This window comes from Pyxidicoccus sp. MSG2 (genome assembly GCF_026626705.1).
Taxonomy (GTDB): Bacteria; Myxococcota; Myxococcia; order Myxococcales; family Myxococcaceae; genus Myxococcus.
The window spans coordinates 9,125,707-9,141,332 of the sequence record NZ_JAPNKC010000001.1; the positions used below are offsets into that span (position 1 = coordinate 9,125,707).

The window sequence follows — 15,626 nt, forward strand, 5'->3', positions numbered from 1 at the left end:
ACGATGTTCCTCTTCCTGTCGAAGGTGCTCGACCTCTTCCTGGCGCCGCTGACCTGGGCGCTGCTGTTCCTGCTGGCCGGGGCGCTGCTGCGCAGGCGCGTGCGCGTGGCGAGGCTGCTCACCGCGCTGGGGCTCCTGATGCTCTACGCCTTCTCCACGGAGCCGGTGTCGTCGGCGCTGATGCGGGCGACGGAGGCTGGCGCCGTGTCCACCTTCCGTCCCGACGTGACGTATGACGCCGTCATCGTCCTGGGCGGCGGGTTGGACCCCGTGGCCACCGAGCGCTCCGGTCGGCCCGAGTACAACGCCGCCCCCGAGCGCCTGCTGCGCGGCTTCGAGCTCCTGCTCGAGGGGCGGGCGCGAAGGGTGCTCATCTCCGGAGGCTCGCTGGACCCGAGGCCCCAGGCGGTGGTGGAGGCGGACGTGCTGTCGAAGCAGCTCCAGGCGTGGGGCATTCCCTCGGAGCGCATCTTCACTGAGGGCCGCAGCCGCAACACGCGGGAGAACGCGGTGGGGTCCGAGCGCATCATCCGCGAGCAGGGGTGGAAGACGCTGCTCCTGGTGACGAGCGCCGCGCACATGCCGCGTGCGGCCGGCTGCTTCGCGGCGGTGGGCCTGCGGCCGGACACGCTGCCGGTGGACATCCGCACGTCGTCCACGCCCCTGCGGCGGATGAGCTGGCTGCCCCGCGCGGGCAACCTCAACCAGAGCACGGACGCGCTGCGCGAGCTGGCGGGGCGCGTCGTCTACGCGCGGCGCGGGTGGACGGTACGCTGAGCGCTACTTGCCCGGCTGCGCCGGCCGGCGAGCGTCCTTCGTCGGTGTGCTTGTGCCAACGCGGGCAATCCGGCCATCTCCCTTTGCGCGCGGCGCGGGCCTGCCGGTGCGGAACGCCTCGGCCAGCACGTCCAGCGGGGTGCGCCCGTCCTTCATCGCGGGGGTGGTGGGCTGGCCCTTCAGCATCTCGTAGCCGTCCTTGCCGCTGGCGAGGAAGCTCAGCGTGGCGAGCCGGTACGTGCCTTCCGCGTCCAGCGGCTTGCCGCCCACCTTCACGTCCACCACGCGCGCTCCCGCGGGGCGGGCCGGGTCGTACGTGAAGCGCAGGCCGGAGACCTGAAGGAAGCGGCCGGGCTTCGCGTCCTCGCGGCTCAGGCTGACGCCGTTCTCCAACGCCGCCTTCAGCGTGGCCCCCTTCACCTCCACCACCACCAGCGCGTCCTCGTACGGGAGGATGGCGTGCAATTCGCGCCGCGTCACCACGCCCGCCGGCAGCACCGCGTCCGCGCGCAGGGCGCCTCCATTCACCAGGGCCACGTCCGCGCCGGACGCCGCGCGGAAGGCATCCGCGACGAAGGAGCCCAGGTTCGTCTCGCGCGTGCGAACCTCCGAGGCGCGCGCCTCCAGCGCCACCGGCGTGCGGCCCACGCGCTCCGAGAGCCGGGCGAAGAGCGGCTCGTAGGCCTTCATGGCCGCGTTGAACTCCGCGTCCTCCGGCACCTTGCGCGTGACGGGCATCCGCTTCCACGTGGCCTTGCGCAGCACGCCCGTCGTCGCATCCACGTCCAGCGTGAGCCGGCCCAGCTCCACCGCGTCCGCGGGCACCTTGAAGATGGGCGTCCCGGTGGTGCGGTCCTCCGCGCCCACGTGGTCATGCCCGCCGAGGATGGCATCCACCTTCACGCACTTCGCGAGCGCGCGGTCCTGCTCCAGCGTCAGGTGCGTCAGCCCCACCACCACGCTGGCGCCCGCCTCGCGCAGCTTCGTCACCGCGGCCCGCGACGCCTCGCAGGAGTCCCCGAAGTTCGTATCCGGCCCGGCCTTGGAGGTCGTCTTCGTCTCGGTCACCACCACGCCGAACAGGCCCAGCTTGATGCCGCCCACCTCGCGCACGTCGTACGCCTTCACGCCCGCGAACAGCTCGCCCGTCTTCGCGTCCGTCACGTTGGCGCCCAGCCAGGTGAAGCGCGACTCCTGGATGCGCTCGCGCAGCGTCTCGTCGCCGAAGTCGAACTCGTGGTTGCCCAGCACCGCGTAGTCCAGGCCGAGCGCGTTCCACGCATCAATCATCTGCCGGCCCTTGAGCGCCTTGCCGTCCACCACCAGGAGCGACTCCACGGACGGAGAGAGCGTGTCGCCGCCCAGCACCGTCAGCACGTCCGGCGTCTCCTTCAGCACCTGCTTGCGCAGCGTGGCCACCCGCGCCAGCCCGCCCCGGCGTCCCTCCTCCACCGGTTGCACCTGGTACACGTCCGCCAGGTGGAGCAGCGTCACCTTCCGCGAGGCAGGGGCGGCCGGCGCGGAGGGCTGCGCCCCCGAGGCACGGCCCGCGGCCAGCACCATGGCCAACGCGAGCGGCAGGAGCATGGCCCCGCGTCGGGCCGGCGCTGTCGTCTTGGTCATCTCGTCTCCAGGGGGCGCCCCCGGGCGCCGCGCAGTCCGCCGGGAGTAGCGCAGTCGGCTTTCGAACGCGAGCACCCCCGCCTTCACCCCGCGTGCGAGACAAGCGCAACGCGGTGAAGTGACGGCAACGATTGATGCGGCGCGTCATCGTGGAAAGTTACAGGAAAGCGACTTCCCGCATTTGCCGAGACTTCACGGCGATTGCTAGGACGCCCGGTAACCAAGGGAGGTCGTCATCATGCGGGACCGCATCAGGTGGAGTGCACTGCTACTGGCCGGCTTGCTGGGCTGTGGCGAACCGGCGCTCGAGACGCAGCAGCGCTCCAGTCCGGAGACAGCGCAGGTCGTCCAGCAGCTCGCCGCTTCGACGCGCCCCGGCATGGGCGCCTCCGTCTACTGGGTGAACAACGCGATTGCCGGCACCACGTTCCGCACCTGGGCGCCCCTGGCGCAGAAGGTCTGGGTGAAGGGCGATTTCAGCAGTTGGGGCCTCCTCGAGCTGAGCAAGGAGTTCGTCAACGGCACCTGGAACGGCAACTGGTCCGGTGACGTGGCCGCTGGGAGGCCGGGCCACAAGTACAAGTACGTCACGCGCAACGCATGGGGCGGCGACGCGGAGCACGCGGACCCTCGCTCGGCGTGGCAGGAGAACTCATCCGGCGCGAGCATCATCTACAACCAGAGCGAGTACTTCTGGAACTCGCAGCAGTTCAGCACCCCCGCCTTCAACCAGATGGTCATCTACGAGATGCACGTCGGTACGTTCTACGACTCGCCCGGTGGCGGCCCGGGCAACTGGACCAGCGCGATTGCGAAGCTCGACTACCTGCGCGACCTGGGCATCAACATGATTGAAGTCATGCCGCCGTACGAGTTCGCCGGTGACTTCTCCTGGGGCTACAACGCGGCCTATCCCTTCGCGCCGGAGAGCGCGTACGGCAGCCCCAACGACATGAAGCGCTTCGTGGACGAGGCGCACTACCGCGGCATCGGCGTCATCTTCGACGTGGTGCACAACCACTACGGCCCGAGCGACCTGCCCATGTGGTGCTTCAGCGGCGACTGCCTGGGCTCGGGTGGCGAGTACTTCTACAACGACTGGCGCAAGAACACGCCGTGGGGCAGCACGCGTCCGGACTACGGCCGCCCCGAGGTCCGTGCGTACATCCGCGACTCGATGATGAGCCTGACGAACGCCTACCGCGCCGACGGCCTGCGCTGGGACGCCACCAAGTTCATGCGCACCTCGGACGGCAATGACGCCAACGGCATTCCGGATGCCTGGAAGGTGTTCCGCTCCATCAACCGCGAAATCAACGCGACGCAGCCCTGGAAGATCAGCATCGCCGAGGACTTCGGCGCGGGTGACTCCATCACCAATGACTCCACGTCCGACGACTCGGGTGGCGGCAGCTTCGACGCGCAGTGGGCGGGCGAGTTCGTGCACCCGGTCCGCCAGGCCGTCATCGAGATGAACGACAGCAACCGCGACATGAACGCGGTGAAGAACGCCATCACCCAGGGCTTCAGCGGGCGGCACACCGCGCGCATCATCTACACGGAGAGCCACGACGAGGTCGCCAACGGCCACGCCCGAGTGCCGGAGGAGATCTGGCCGGGGCAGGCGGGCAGCTGGGCGGCGAAGAAGCGCTCCACGCTGGCGGCGGGCATCGCCTTCACCTCGCCCGGCATCCCCCTCATGTTCCAGGGCCAGGAGATTCTGGAGGACGGCTACTTCTCCGACGGCGACCCGGTGGACTGGAACAAGCTGAACTCCTACGGCGGCATCAAGACGATGTACCGCGACATGATCCGCCTGCGCCGCAACTGGTTCAACAACACCCGCGGCCTGCGCGGCGGCAACGTGAACGTCTACCACGTCAACAACACCGGCAAGGTGATTGCCTACCACCGCTGGGAGAACGGTGGCCCGGGCGATGACGTGGTCATCGTCGCCAACTTCAGCGGCACCTGGTTCCAGAACTACAACGTCGGCTTCCCGCGCGGGGGCCTCTGGTACGCGCGCTTCAACAGCGACTGGAACGGGTACTCGTCCGACTTCGGCAACACGGCGACGGTGGACACCAACGCCAACGGCAGCGCCAAGGATGGCCTGCCCAACAGCGCCAACATCGCCCTTGGCCCCTACTCGCTGGTCATCTTCTCGCAGTAACGCGTGACGGTGGAGCAGGGCGCCCGGCTCATGCTGGAGCCAGGGCGCCCCTGCTCACACGTGGTAGCGGCGGCCCTGCGCGAGCGGTTCGATGACGCTCGCGCCGGTGTCGAAGTCGTCCGGGTAGTGGATGAGCCGCATCCGGGCGCGCAACTCCGCGGGCAGCGCCGCGAGCTTCTCGTAGGGCGTGTGCACGCCGTAGTTCGTCTCGTGAATCATCAGGTCCGCCTCCGAGAGCCAGTCGATGAGGCCCTCGTCGAAGGCGGTGTCCGCGCTGTAGCCCAGGCACCGGCCCCCCGCGTGGATGCGCAGCGCGGTGGTGGGCACGTGGTGGTACGTCATGCGGCTCTCGATGAGGAATGGCCCGTGCCGCACGGTGGACTCGGTGGAGAGCGGCGTGTGCTCGTAGTAGTCCTCGAAGTGCTTCTCATTGGGGGCGGCGCCGTGGCGCTCGATGAGGCACTCCATGCCGGCGGCGAGGTGGCCCTCCCAGAGGCGGTCCGCCACGGCGGGGTGGGCGAGCACCTCCAGCTTCTTCTTCAGCACGAAGAAGGAGAAGTAGCCCAGGCCCTCCAGGCCCGACGCGTGGTCGGCGTGCAGGTGGGTGAGGGCCACGGCGCTGACGCGGTCCGCGTCCAGGGCCACGCCGGAGGACTCGGAGGCCTCGCGCATCATCTTCCGGATGGGGTGCGGGCAGTCCACGAGCAGCACCTGTCCGTCGGCCTCGACGGCGATGCACGAGGAGTAGCGCAGGGCGGAGAAGGCGTCACCGACGCCGAGGGTGACGAAGGACAGGCTCATGGCTGGCTCCGGGCAGAGGGGGCGAGGCGTTCTCTCAGCTTGGCCGCGACGGCGGGCGGGCAGAAGGCGGAAACGTCCTCGCCGCGCGCGACGCGCTCCTTCAGTCCGCTGCTGCTCACCTCGGCCAGGTGCGCCTCGGCGGGAAGGAAGAGGGTGGACAGCTCCGGTGCGAGGGCGCGGTTGTTCTGCGCCAGCTCCGTCTCGAACTGGGCATCGGTGGCGCCGCGCACCCCGCGCAGGAGCACGCTGGCGCCAATCTCGCGCGCGAAGTCCACGATGAGGCCTTCCGTGCGCGCCACGGTGACGTTGGGGTGCAGCCGCACGGCCTCGCGCACCAGGGCCATGCGCTCGTCGGCGGACAGCAGGGAGTGCTTGTTGGGATTGACGGCCACCACGACGACGACGTGACCGAAGAGGCGCGCGGCCTGGCGGACGACGGACAGGTGCCCGGCGGTGACGGGGTCGAAGCTGCCGGCGTAGACGGCGATGGTCATGACGACACCTCGGGCGCCGCCCCGGACGACACCGCCGGGGGCGGATGGAAGGTGAGGGCGGCGTAGAGCGTGCCGGCGACGCACAGGGCGGCGGACAGGGCGAAGTGCATGGAGTAGCCGAGCGCGGCGGCGCTGAAGCCACTCACCGCGGCCGCGGCGCCGGTGGCCAGCACCACCAGCGAGGCCTGCACGGTGTAGTCCGTGGCGGCGTGCTCGGGGCGGCAGGCGTCCATCATCGCGGTGAAGACGGCGGCGGTGGCCATGCCGCTCGCCACGTGCTCCACCGCGCAGACGGCGGTGAGCAGGGACAGGGACGCGGGGCCGCGCGCGGCGAGGGCATACAGCAGCACCGCGCCGGCCTGGGTGGCGCCGAAGAGGAGCAGCGCGCGGCGCCGGCCCAGCCGCACCACGAGGCCGCCGCCGAGGAGCGCGCCCAGCAGCCCCGCGGTGAAGCCCACGCCGCCGAGCATCCAGCCGATGTCCGTGAGCGTCAGCCCCGAGTCCACGAGGAACGTGCGCAGCATGCCCGTGGCCAGGGACTCGCCCGCCTTGTAGACGACGAGCAGCGTGAGCCACGCCGTCGCGCCCGGCCGCCGCAGCCACCAGGACAGGCCGAGGCTCTGCGCGGGAGGAGGCTCGGAAGGGGGCTCGCGGTAGAGGGCAATGGGCACCGTGGCGGCGAGCAGCAGGCCGCCCAGCGCGAGGAACGTGGGGCGCCAGCCCACCGCGTCGAAGACGGCGAGCATCAGTCCACCGCCGAGAATCATGCCCACGCGGTAGGCGGCCACCTGCACGCCGTTGCCCCAGCCGCGCTCGGCGGGCGCGAGCAGGTCCACCGCGAGCCCGTCCGTGGCCACGTCCTGCGTGGCGGCCAGGAGATTCACGCCCAGCACCGCGGCCATCAGCACGTGGGTGTCCAGGCCCGCCGAGGGCAGCGCGAGCGACAGGAGCAGCGCCGCGGACAGGACCTGCAAGGGGAGGATGTAGCCGCGCCGCCGTCCCCACCTCGCGGAGCCGTGGCGGTCCATGGGCGGCGCCCAGAGGAACTTGAGCGCCCACGGCAGGGCCAGCAGGTGGGCGAGGCCGATGGCGGGCAGCGACAGGCCCTGCTTGCGCAGCAGCACCGGCAGCGCCTGGGTGAAGAAGCCGAACGGCAGGCCCTGCGACAGGTAGAGGCTGGAGAGCAGCCCCAGCTTCGTCGACGTCTTCATGCGTCCTCCCGGGCTTCCACCGTGTCCAGCAGTCCCGCGGCCATGCGCTTCACGGTGACCGCCGCGGAGCCCGGAGGCACCAGGTCCGGGGCGCTCGCGGAGAGCACGAAGTAGCCCTGCACCGCGGCGAAGAGGCCCGCGGCGATGGTGCGCGCGCGGCGCTTCCCCGTCACCGCGGCGACGAGGAACTCCAGGTGCTCCAGGTCCGTGCTCACCACCTTGTCGTAGGCGGCGCGGACCTCGGGCTGGCGGATGGCCTCCGCGCTGATGGTGACCCAGCTCGCCACGGCGGAGGGGGCCGAGTCCCCGCCCGTGGCGAGGAAGGCGTCGATGAAGGCATCCACCTTCGCCCGTGCGTCGTCGCCCTTCACCCGCGCCAGCCGCGTCGTCACCCGGATGCGGGCGCGCGACGCGAGCTGCTCCACCAGCGTGAGCAGAATCTCCTGCTTGTCGCTGAAGTGGTAGTGCACGAGCCCCGGGCTCAGCCCCGCCGCCTTCGCGATTTCGCCCACGGAGGCGCGCTCGTAGCCGCGCTCCGCCATGACCTTCAGCAGCCCGTCGACAATCTGCTGGCGGCGCTCTTCGGTGTTGGAGGGACGGGGCATGGCGGGCTTGTTTGTTGGTTGTGTGACCAACTTATAAACAGGGGCCGTGAAAACGTCAACCCGACGGCCTGGAGCAGGGCCGTCGGGTGGTCAGGTGGGCGGCGAGGTGGGGGCGCCGGGAATGAGTCTCAGCCAGGCACGGCGCCCGGCATGATGATGCCGGTGTTCATGTACGTCTCCTGCGCGGAGACGAGCGCCTCGATTCCCGCGGCCACGAGGTCGGGCACCTCGAGCATGGGGAAGTGGCTGACGGCGGGCAGCTTCATCACGTGGAACCACGGGTGCTGCGCGCCGAAGGCCACCTGGGCCTCGAGGTAGTCGTGCGAGTCCGGCTGCGAGTACAGGTGCAGCGTCGGGGTGGTCGGGCTCAGTCCGGAGAGGGCCCGCAGCGGCGAGCCCTCGCGGGCGTACGCGGAGGCAATCTCCCGCGCGGCGCGGGCCCACATGTCCTCGCCGAAGCCGCCCATGACCTCGCGGGCGTAGCGGATGATGTTCGGGTCCTCCACGCCGGCCACCCACATGTCCAGCAGCCCGTCACGGGTGCTCATCCACCGCTCGGACATCAGCCCCCGGAGGGCCTCGGTGAAGGCGAGGGGTGGCTCGGAGACAATCCAGTCCAGCAGCACCAGCTTCGGGACGCGCTCGGCGCCCAGCTCGCGGCGCAATTCCAGCGCCCACCAACCCGCATGGGACAGGGCCACGGGCACCACCTGGCGCGCGCCGCTGGCCTCCACCACCGCGAGCAGGTCGTCGAGCACGGTGGCGCTGTCGAAGTCGGTGCCTCCGCCCCCGGACTGCCCATGGCCCCGCAGGTCCACGGAGAGCACCCGGCGCCGCGCGGCGCAGCGGGGCAGCAGGTCCCGGAAGGCGTCCCGGGTGGTGTTCCAGCCCGGGATGAAGAGCAGCGCGGGTTCTCCCCGGCCCACGTCGTCGTAGTGGATGCGAGTGTCGCCGCTGGTGCGCACCTCGGGCATGGTCGTCCCCTCCGTGGAACGGTGGTTCCTCCAGAGGTGCTCAGGCCCGGCCCGCACGGCAGCAGGCGGGCAGGGGAGGGCGCGGACGCCCGAAGTGCCCGGAGGGCTGTGGCGTCCGCCAGTGTCCTCAGAACGACAGCAGCGACGTCACCTTGTCGGGGCCGAGCCGCTTCACGCCGTCGAGGAAGGCGAGGTGGATGAGGAAGCTGAAGCCCACCAGCTCACCGCCGAGCTTGTGGACGAGCCGCGCGGTGGCCTCCGCCGTGCCGCCGGTGGCGAGCACGTCGTCCACCACGAGCACGCGCTCCCCCTTGTGGAGGGCGTCCTCGTGCATCTCCAGCCCGTCGGCGCCGTACTCCAGCGAGTACTTCTCCACGACGGAGCGGTAGGGCAGCTTGCCCGGCTTGCGCGCGGGGACGAAGCCCGCGTGGAGCGCGAGGGCGATGGGCGCGCCCAGCAGGAAGCCACGGGCCTCCACGCCCACCACCTTGGTGATGTGCTGCCCGCGAAAAGGGGCGGCCATGGCGTTGATGACGCGGCCGAAGAGGCGCGGGTCCGCCAGCACGGGGGTGATGTCCTTGAAGACGATGCCCGGCTTGGGGAAGTTCGGCACGTCGCGCAGCATGGCGCTCACGTCGGCGACGAGGGTGGTGTCGGTCAGGCTGGTGGCGGGCAGGTTCATGGGAAGAGCTCCGGATTGACGCAGTGAGGAGGCCGCCGTCCCTCGAGCGCGGCCAGAAGGTTGTCCACCGCCATGGAGGCCATGCGGCCCCGGGTGGCATGTGAGGCACTGGCGATGTGCGGCGCCAGCAGCACGTTGGGCAGGGTCATCAGCGGGCTGGCCGCGGGCAGCGGCTCCGGGTCCATGACGTCCAGCGCGGCGCCGCCCAGCCGTCCGTCCCGGAGCGCTTCGATGAGCGCCTCCTGGTCCACCACGCCGCCGCGCGCGGTGTTGACGAGCAGCGCTCCCGGCTTCATCGCCGCCAATTCCGCGCGCCCCAGCCAGTGCCGCGTCTCGGGCGACAGCGGGACGTGCAGGCTCACCACGTCCGACTCCGCCAGCAGCGTGGCCTTGTCCACGCGCCGCGCGCCCAGTTCCGCCTCCAGCTCGGGCCTCGGGTTGCGGCCCACGTACAGCACGCGCATGCCGAAGCCGCGCGCCCGCCGCGCCACCGCCGCGCCGATGGCGCCCAGGCCGACGATGCCCAGCGTGGCCCCGTGGATGTCGGTGCCCAGCAGCAGGGTGGGGCTCCACGTCCGCCACTTCCCCGCGCGGACGAAGGCGTCCGCCTCCGCCACCCGGCGCGCCAGCCCCATCAACAGGGCGAAGGCGAAGTCCGCGGTGGTGTCCGTCAGCACACCAGGAGTATGACCCACTGGAATCCGCCGTGCGGTACAGGCCGGCACGTCGATGTTGTCGTAGCCCACGGCCACGTTGCTCACCGCCCGCAGGCTGGGAGCGGCGGCGAGCAGGCGGGCGTCCACCGGGTCTGTCAGCAGGGTGACAAGCCCCTCGGCGAGCGCCGCCTCGGCCAGCAGCGCGTCACGGGAGGGTGGCAGTTCCTCCTCCCAGACGCGCAGCTCCACGTGCCTGCCCAGTCGGCCGAGGGCCTCTCCAGGGAGCTGGCGGGTCACGAAGACGCGGGGGCGGACGGTCCGGGCCATGGCGCGGGTTGATGCTCTCACAGCCTGATGCCAGCGGGCGGGTTCCGCTGGCGGACGCATCGTTTTTTCCCGTGAGCGTGAGCGCCGTTGGTGTGGTAGTCCAGCGCGTTCCCCGCGGCCATTTGAGCCTGGGGCCTTTCCAGCCGTGCAATCCACCGCCGACATCCGAGACGCCCTCCCCCCTCAGGACACCGTGTGGCTGCGGGCCCTGAAGGCTGAAGTCCAACCCACCACCTTCAAGAAGGGGCGGGAGGTGGCGGAGACACGCCGCGTCTTCGGCCTCCAGCGAGAAGGCAACCGCATCACCGCCCAGGTCGCCGGCTCGACCGGCGAGCGCTACCAGGTCGCCATGGAGCTGGGGGACGGGAAGGCCACGTCCACCTGCACCTGCCAGTCCTGGAACGTGTACGGGCCGCACTGCAAGCACGTGGTCGCCGCCGCGCTCATCTACGCCGCGCGCTTCCGTCCGCCCGGCCCGCCGCCTCCACGGCCGGAGCCCGTGGCTCCTCCCACCGTGGAGACCCCCGAGGTCGCCGCGGCCGACGACGAGCCTCAAGTGGAGCCCGTCTCCACGCCGGGCATCGACCCGGTGAACCTGCCGGCGCTCGCCAAGGTGGAGAGCTGGCTCGGTCTGTCTTCGCAACCGGATTACGAATTCTTCTACCGCCTGACGCCCTCCAGCACCGGTAACGGGGGACGGCACTGGGTGGTGGACGTGCGCCGTCAGGACGCGCAGACCAAGGGCCCCATCCACGTCAAGCGCCTGCTCCAGACGGGCGGCCGGATTGCGCCCGCGGACGAGCGCGTCTTCATGATGCTGTCGCGTCATGAGCACCGCTACGACTCGCGCATCGTCCTCTCCGACGAGGACCTGAGCGAGGTGCTGGAGCTGCTGCGCTTCCGCCGCGTCATCTACCGGGGCACGCAGCTCATCAACACGGAAACCCCCGTGCGCCCGCAGATCCGCCTGGAGTCGCGTCCGGACGGCGCCACCGCGCGCATCGAGCTGCTCTTCCCGGACAGCGCCAGCTACTCCCTCAAGGACGTCATCCTCCTGTCGGGGAAGAAGACCTGGGTCATCCAGGCGCAGAACCTCCACGCGGTGGAGCCGGACTTCCCGCCCCGCCTGCTGCGCAAGTGGCTCTTGGAGCCGAGCATGTCGTTCCCGGCCGGGCAGCTGGACCGGGTGCTGACCTTCTTCGCCGCGCACCTGCCGCGCTTCCGCATGGCGCTGAAGGCGGACGACATCGACGTGGACGAGTCGGTGGAGCCGCGCTTCATGCTCACGCTGGAGGGCAACCCGGAGAAGGTGAAGGTGCAGCTCGCCGCCCGCTACGGGCAGACCACCGTGCCGGTGTCCCCCACGGCCACGCACCTGGGCTACGCCAGCGGCGTGGGCGCGGACAGCCGCAAGCTGTACCGCCGCCGCGAAGAGGTGGAGCGCGCCGCCGGCAAGCTGCTGCTCGACCTGGGCCTGCGCTTCGAGCCGCAGAGCTCCGTCTTCGACGCCACCGCCGACATCGCGCTGGAGTTCTGGGCGCGCGGCCTGGCGTCGCTCCCCGCCGAGTGGGAGCGCTTCGGCGTGCAGGCCCCCAAGGTGCGCCTGCGTCCCAAGCTCAAGCCGCGCATCCGCGTGGGCATGAGCGGCGTGCAGTGGTTCGACCTGGACGCGGAGTTCGTCACCGACGACCAGGCGGTGGACCTGGGTGCGGTGCGCATGTGGCTGGACTCCGGCCGCAAGTTCGTCCCCCTGAAGGACGGCTCCTTCGCGGAGGCGGACCCCGCCGAAATCAAGCGCGTGGCCGACCTGCTGGAAGAGGCGGGCGCCATGCCGGGCCGCTCCCGCACGCGACTGCCGCTGCACCAGGCCGTCGCGCTGGACCTGCTGGCGGACCTGGGCGAGTTCACCGAGGTGGAGGCCAAGGCGCGGCAGGCCATGCTGGAGCTGCGCGAGACGGCCGGCGTGCCGAAGGTCGCCGTGCCCGAAGGGCTGCAGGCCACGCTGCGCCACTACCAGGAGGCGGGCCTGTCCTGGCTCTGGTTCCTGCGCCGCCACGGCCTGTCCGGCATCCTCGCGGACGACATGGGTCTGGGAAAGACTGTTCAGTCGCTGAGCCTCATGCAGAAGGTGGCCAACGACGAGGGGCGCAAGCCGTCGCTCGTGGTGGCTCCCACCAGCGTGCTCGCCAACTGGGAGCGCGAGGCCGAGCGCTTCACCCCGGGCCTCAAGGTCATGGTGTGGCACGGCCAGGACCGCAAGGAGCGCGCGGAGGACCTCAAGGGGATGGACCTGGTCCTCACCTCGTACGCCCTGGTGCGTAGAGACCTGGACCAGCTCTCCCAGGTGGGCTTCCGCTACGTCATCCTGGACGAGGCGCAGAACATCAAGAACGCGGACAGCGCCACGGCGCAGGCGTGCAAGTCGCTGCCGAGCGAGACGCGCCTGGCGCTCACCGGTACGCCACTGGAGAACCGCCTGTCGGAGCTGTGGAGCATCTTCGACTTCCTCATGCCGGGCTTCCTCGGCAGCGCGGATGGCTTCAGCGACAGGTACGAGCAGCCCATCCAGGTGGCCAACGACCCCATCGCGAAGGACCGGCTGCGCCGCCGCATCCAGCCCTTCATCCTCCGTCGTCTGAAGACGGAGGTGGCCAAGGACCTGCCGCCGAAGACGGAGTCCATCGCCTGGTGCGAGATGGAGCCCGGTCAGGCCGCCCTCTACCGCGAGGTGCTGGAGGAGAGCCGCCGCAAGGTGCACGAGTCGATTGAGAAGGTGGGCTTCAAGCGCAGCCGCGTGTCCATCCTCGCCGCGCTGATGCGCCTGCGGCAGGTGTGCTGCGACCCGCGCCTCCTGAAGATGCCGCCCGGCACGCTGCTGCCGTCCAGCGCCAAGGTGGAGCGGTTCCTCCAATTGGTGGAGGACCTGGTGGCGGAAGGCCACCGCGCGCTCGTCTTCAGCCAGTTCACGGAGATGCTGGAGCTGCTGAAGAACGAGGCCGACAAGAAGGGCCTGAGCTACCTCTACCTGGACGGTCGCACCAAGGACCGCATGGGCAAGGTGGACGAGTACAACCAGCCCGACGGGCCGCCGCTGTTCTTCATCTCCCTGAAGGCGGGCGGCACCGGCCTCAACCTCACCGCGGCGGACTACGTCATCCACTTCGACCCGTGGTGGAACCCCGCCGTGGAGGACCAGGCCACGGACCGTACGCACCGCATCGGCCAGACGCGCGCGGTCATCAGCTACAAGCTGATTACCCGCGGGACGGTGGAGGAGAAGATCCTCGCGCTCCAGCGCCGCAAGCGCGACCTGGCCGCCGGAGTGCTCGGCAATGACGGCGACGAGTTGGGCAGGACGCTCACCGAACAGGACATCCAGGAGCTGTTCACCGAAATCTGAGGGGTTGTGAGGTGGGGGCTCCAACGAGCCTCCTCTCCCACCCGCGCGCCAGACGTGCGCACGACCCGAACGCCTGTGCAGTGTCAGAGGTACCTGCTAGGGTGTTCAGTCACCAGTGCCGTCGTATGACCACGGAGGGCGCGCGTGCTGCTGGGTCTTCGGATTTCGAACGTGGCGGTGATCGAGGAGGTGGAGGTGGCGTTCGGAGCCGGCCTCACCGTCCTCACGGGTGAGACAGGTGCGGGCAAGTCCATCCTCGTGGATGCACTGGGCCTGCTGCTGGGCGGGCGGGCCGACGCGGACGTCATCCGTGCCGGCTGCGAGGAGGCGTCCGTCGAGGGCGTCTTCGTCCGTACCCCGGCCTTGGGGCACCGGCTGGAGGAGCTCGGCCTGCCGGACCTGGGAGAGGAGGTGTTGGTGCGCCGGGTGCTCGGCCGGACGGGCCGGGGCAAGGTGTACGTCAACGGCGCCCTGGTGACGGTGGGCATGCTGGCGAAGCTCACGCGGGGCGCGGTGGACATCGCCGGCCAGCACGAGCACGTCAGCCTCTTCGACTCCGGCCTGCACCGCGTGCTGCTGGACCGCTATGGCACCCTGGATGAGCCGCTGGCGGCCTACTTCGGTGAGTACACGGCCCTGCGCGAGGTCGACGCGCGCATGGACGCGCTGGGCGGTGACGAGGCGAAGGTGCGCGAGCGCGCCGAGTTCCTGCGCTTCCAGCTCGACGAGATTTCGCGCCTGGACCCCGAGGCGGGCGAGGACGCCCGGCTGGACACGGAGCGCAAGCGGCTGGGGAGCGCGGAGAAGCTCAAGCGGCACGCGTCCGAGGCCGAGCTGCTCGTCTCCGGCGAGGAGCAGTCCGCCGTGGAGACGGTGGGCCGCGCGCTGGGGCTGGTGCACGACGCGGTGAAGACGGACGCCACGCTGGCGCCGGTTGCGCAGTCGCTCAGCACGGCCCTGTCGGAATTGGAGGAGGCGCAGCGCCGGCTCAACCGCTATGTGGAGGGGCTGGAATCGGACCCCTCGCGGCTGGCGGACGTGGAGGAGCGGCTGGACGCGCTCAAGCGGCTGTGCCGCAAGCACGGCACGCACCTGGACGGTCTCCTCAAGAAGCGCGGTGAGCTCGAGACCGAGCTGGGCACGCTGGAGAACCGGAAGGAAATCCTCGAGGAGCTGGCGGCGGAGCGGCGCCGGGTGGAGGAGCGGACGCGCAAGGCCGCGGCGGCGCTGTCGCGTCAGCGCACGGCGAGCGCGGTGGCGTTCTCCGCCCAGGTCCGCGAGGGGCTGGGGGGGCTGGCCATGGGCAAGGCGGCCTTCGAGGTGCGCGTGACGCCGGGCGAGACGCTGCGGCCGGACGGCGCGGACGAGGTGGAGTTCTTCTTCAGCGCCAACCCCGGCGAGCCGCCGCGCCCGCTGGCAAAGGTGGCCTCCGGCGGTGAGGCGAGCCGCCTGCTCTTGGCCCTCAAACGTGCACTGGCCGACAGTGACGGCTGCGGCTCGTACATCCTCGACGAGGCGGACGCGGGCGTCAGCGGCGCGATTGCCGACGTCGTGGGGCGGATGATCAAGGAGGTGAGCAGCCACCGTCAGGTGCTCTGCATCACCCACCTGCCGCAGGTGGCCGCCTATGCGGACGCGCACCTGCTCATCCGCAAGAGCCTCAAGGGAGAGCGCACCGTCTCCGAGGTGGCCGTCCTGGAGGCCGGCACGGAGCGCACGCGCGAGCTGGCGCGGATGATGTCCGGCGTGGAGGTGACGCGCGAGGCGCTCGGGGCCGCCGAGGCCCTGGTGCGTTCCGCCAACCGGGCCCTGGGGACGCCGACGCCGAGGGCCCGCAGCCGGGAGACCGGCCCGGAAGGCACCCCGCGGGGTCGGCTCCGACGCACTGCGTAGGACCAAGTGA

The 15,626-nt window shown here is 70.7% G+C and carries 12 protein-coding genes; 4 read left to right on the top strand and 8 right to left on the bottom strand.

Going from position 1 to position 15,626, the window contains the following annotated elements:
* Nucleotides 1–3 precede the first annotated feature (3 nt).
* A complete protein-coding gene (locus OV427_RS35790; RefSeq protein WP_267860709.1) occupies nt 4–777 on the top strand; it encodes a YdcF family protein in 774 nt (257 codons plus the stop codon).
* Between the two features lie 3 nt (nt 778–780).
* On the opposite strand, the gene OV427_RS35795 is transcribed toward OV427_RS35790, so the two are convergent.
* On the bottom strand, nt 781–2,400 hold the full coding sequence (locus OV427_RS35795; RefSeq protein WP_267860710.1) for a bifunctional metallophosphatase/5'-nucleotidase: 1,620 nt from the start codon (nt 2,398–2,400) through the stop codon (nt 781–783).
* Nucleotides 2,401–2,638: 238 nt separating this feature from the next.
* Here OV427_RS35795 and OV427_RS35800 point away from each other — a divergent pair, with 238 nt between their 5' ends.
* Nucleotides 2,639–4,573: an alpha-amylase family glycosyl hydrolase gene (locus OV427_RS35800; RefSeq protein ID WP_267860711.1), complete on the top strand. Its 1,935-nt coding sequence runs from the start codon at nt 2,639–2,641 to the stop codon at nt 4,571–4,573.
* A gap of 54 nt (nt 4,574–4,627) precedes the next feature.
* Here OV427_RS35800 and OV427_RS35805 read toward each other — a convergent pair whose 3' ends face one another.
* The 7 genes from OV427_RS35805 to OV427_RS35835 all read right to left on the bottom strand — a co-directional run bounded on the left by OV427_RS35805 (nt 4,628) and on the right by OV427_RS35835 (nt 10,323).
* Nucleotides 4,628–5,374 (bottom strand): MBL fold metallo-hydrolase, encoded by a 747-nt coding sequence (locus OV427_RS35805; RefSeq protein WP_267860712.1) that lies wholly within the window; start codon nt 5,372–5,374, stop codon nt 4,628–4,630.
* On the bottom strand, nt 5,371–5,868 hold the full coding sequence (coaD, locus tag OV427_RS35810; protein WP_267860713.1) for a pantetheine-phosphate adenylyltransferase: 498 nt from the start codon (nt 5,866–5,868) through the stop codon (nt 5,371–5,373). Before coaD ends, OV427_RS35805 begins: the two co-directional genes overlap by 4 nt.
* A complete protein-coding gene (locus OV427_RS35815) occupies nt 5,865–7,079 on the bottom strand; it encodes an MFS transporter (protein ID WP_267860714.1) in 1,215 nt (404 codons plus the stop codon). The genes coaD and OV427_RS35815 overlap by 4 nt, the downstream gene beginning before the upstream one ends.
* Complete coding sequence (locus OV427_RS35820) at nt 7,076–7,684, bottom strand: TetR family transcriptional regulator (RefSeq protein WP_267860715.1); 609 nt, start codon at nt 7,682–7,684, stop codon at nt 7,076–7,078. Before OV427_RS35820 ends, OV427_RS35815 begins: the two co-directional genes overlap by 4 nt.
* A gap of 128 nt (nt 7,685–7,812) precedes the next feature.
* Nucleotides 7,813–8,658 (bottom strand): alpha/beta fold hydrolase, encoded by an 846-nt coding sequence (locus OV427_RS35825; protein WP_267860716.1) that lies wholly within the window; start codon nt 8,656–8,658, stop codon nt 7,813–7,815.
* Nucleotides 8,659–8,785: 127 nt separating this feature from the next.
* Nucleotides 8,786–9,340 carry an adenine phosphoribosyltransferase gene (locus tag OV427_RS35830; protein ID WP_164000122.1) on the bottom strand — a complete coding sequence of 185 codons (555 nt, stop codon included), beginning with the start codon at nt 9,338–9,340 and terminating at the stop codon, nt 8,786–8,788.
* Nucleotides 9,337–10,323 (bottom strand): 2-hydroxyacid dehydrogenase, encoded by a 987-nt coding sequence (locus tag OV427_RS35835; protein ID WP_267860717.1) that lies wholly within the window; start codon nt 10,321–10,323, stop codon nt 9,337–9,339. Before OV427_RS35835 ends, OV427_RS35830 begins: the two co-directional genes overlap by 4 nt.
* A 145-nt stretch (nt 10,324–10,468) precedes the next feature.
* On the opposite strand from OV427_RS35835, the gene OV427_RS35840 reads away from it, so the two are divergent.
* Nucleotides 10,469–13,723 (top strand): SNF2-related protein, encoded by a 3,255-nt coding sequence (locus OV427_RS35840; protein ID WP_267860718.1) that lies wholly within the window; start codon nt 10,469–10,471, stop codon nt 13,721–13,723.
* Nucleotides 13,724–13,867: 144 nt separating this feature from the next.
* Nucleotides 13,868–15,616, top strand: coding sequence for a DNA repair protein RecN (gene recN, locus OV427_RS35845; protein ID WP_267860719.1), 1,749 nt, complete (start codon nt 13,868–13,870; stop codon nt 15,614–15,616).
* Nucleotides 15,617–15,626: the final 10 nt, after the last annotated feature.

Excerpts from the sequence above, each read along its gene's own strand:
- OV427_RS35790 (WP_267860709.1), top strand. The coding sequence starts at position 4 with ATGTTCCTCTTCCTGTCGAAGGTGCTCGACCTCTTCCTGGCGCCGCTG.
- OV427_RS35795 (WP_267860710.1), bottom strand. The coding sequence starts at position 2,400 with ATGACCAAGACGACAGCGCCGGCCCGACGCGGGGCCATGCTCCTGCCG.
- OV427_RS35800 (WP_267860711.1), top strand. The coding sequence starts at position 2,639 with ATGCGGGACCGCATCAGGTGGAGTGCACTGCTACTGGCCGGCTTGCTG.
- OV427_RS35805 (WP_267860712.1), bottom strand. The coding sequence starts at position 5,374 with ATGAGCCTGTCCTTCGTCACCCTCGGCGTCGGTGACGCCTTCTCCGCC.
- coaD (WP_267860713.1), bottom strand. The coding sequence starts at position 5,868 with ATGACCATCGCCGTCTACGCCGGCAGCTTCGACCCCGTCACCGCCGGG.
- OV427_RS35815 (WP_267860714.1), bottom strand. The coding sequence starts at position 7,079 with ATGAAGACGTCGACGAAGCTGGGGCTGCTCTCCAGCCTCTACCTGTCG.
- OV427_RS35820 (WP_267860715.1), bottom strand. The coding sequence starts at position 7,684 with ATGCCCCGTCCCTCCAACACCGAAGAGCGCCGCCAGCAGATTGTCGAC.
- OV427_RS35825 (WP_267860716.1), bottom strand. The coding sequence starts at position 8,658 with ATGCCCGAGGTGCGCACCAGCGGCGACACTCGCATCCACTACGACGAC.
- OV427_RS35830 (WP_164000122.1), bottom strand. The coding sequence starts at position 9,340 with ATGAACCTGCCCGCCACCAGCCTGACCGACACCACCCTCGTCGCCGAC.
- OV427_RS35835 (WP_267860717.1), bottom strand. The coding sequence starts at position 10,323 with ATGGCCCGGACCGTCCGCCCCCGCGTCTTCGTGACCCGCCAGCTCCCT.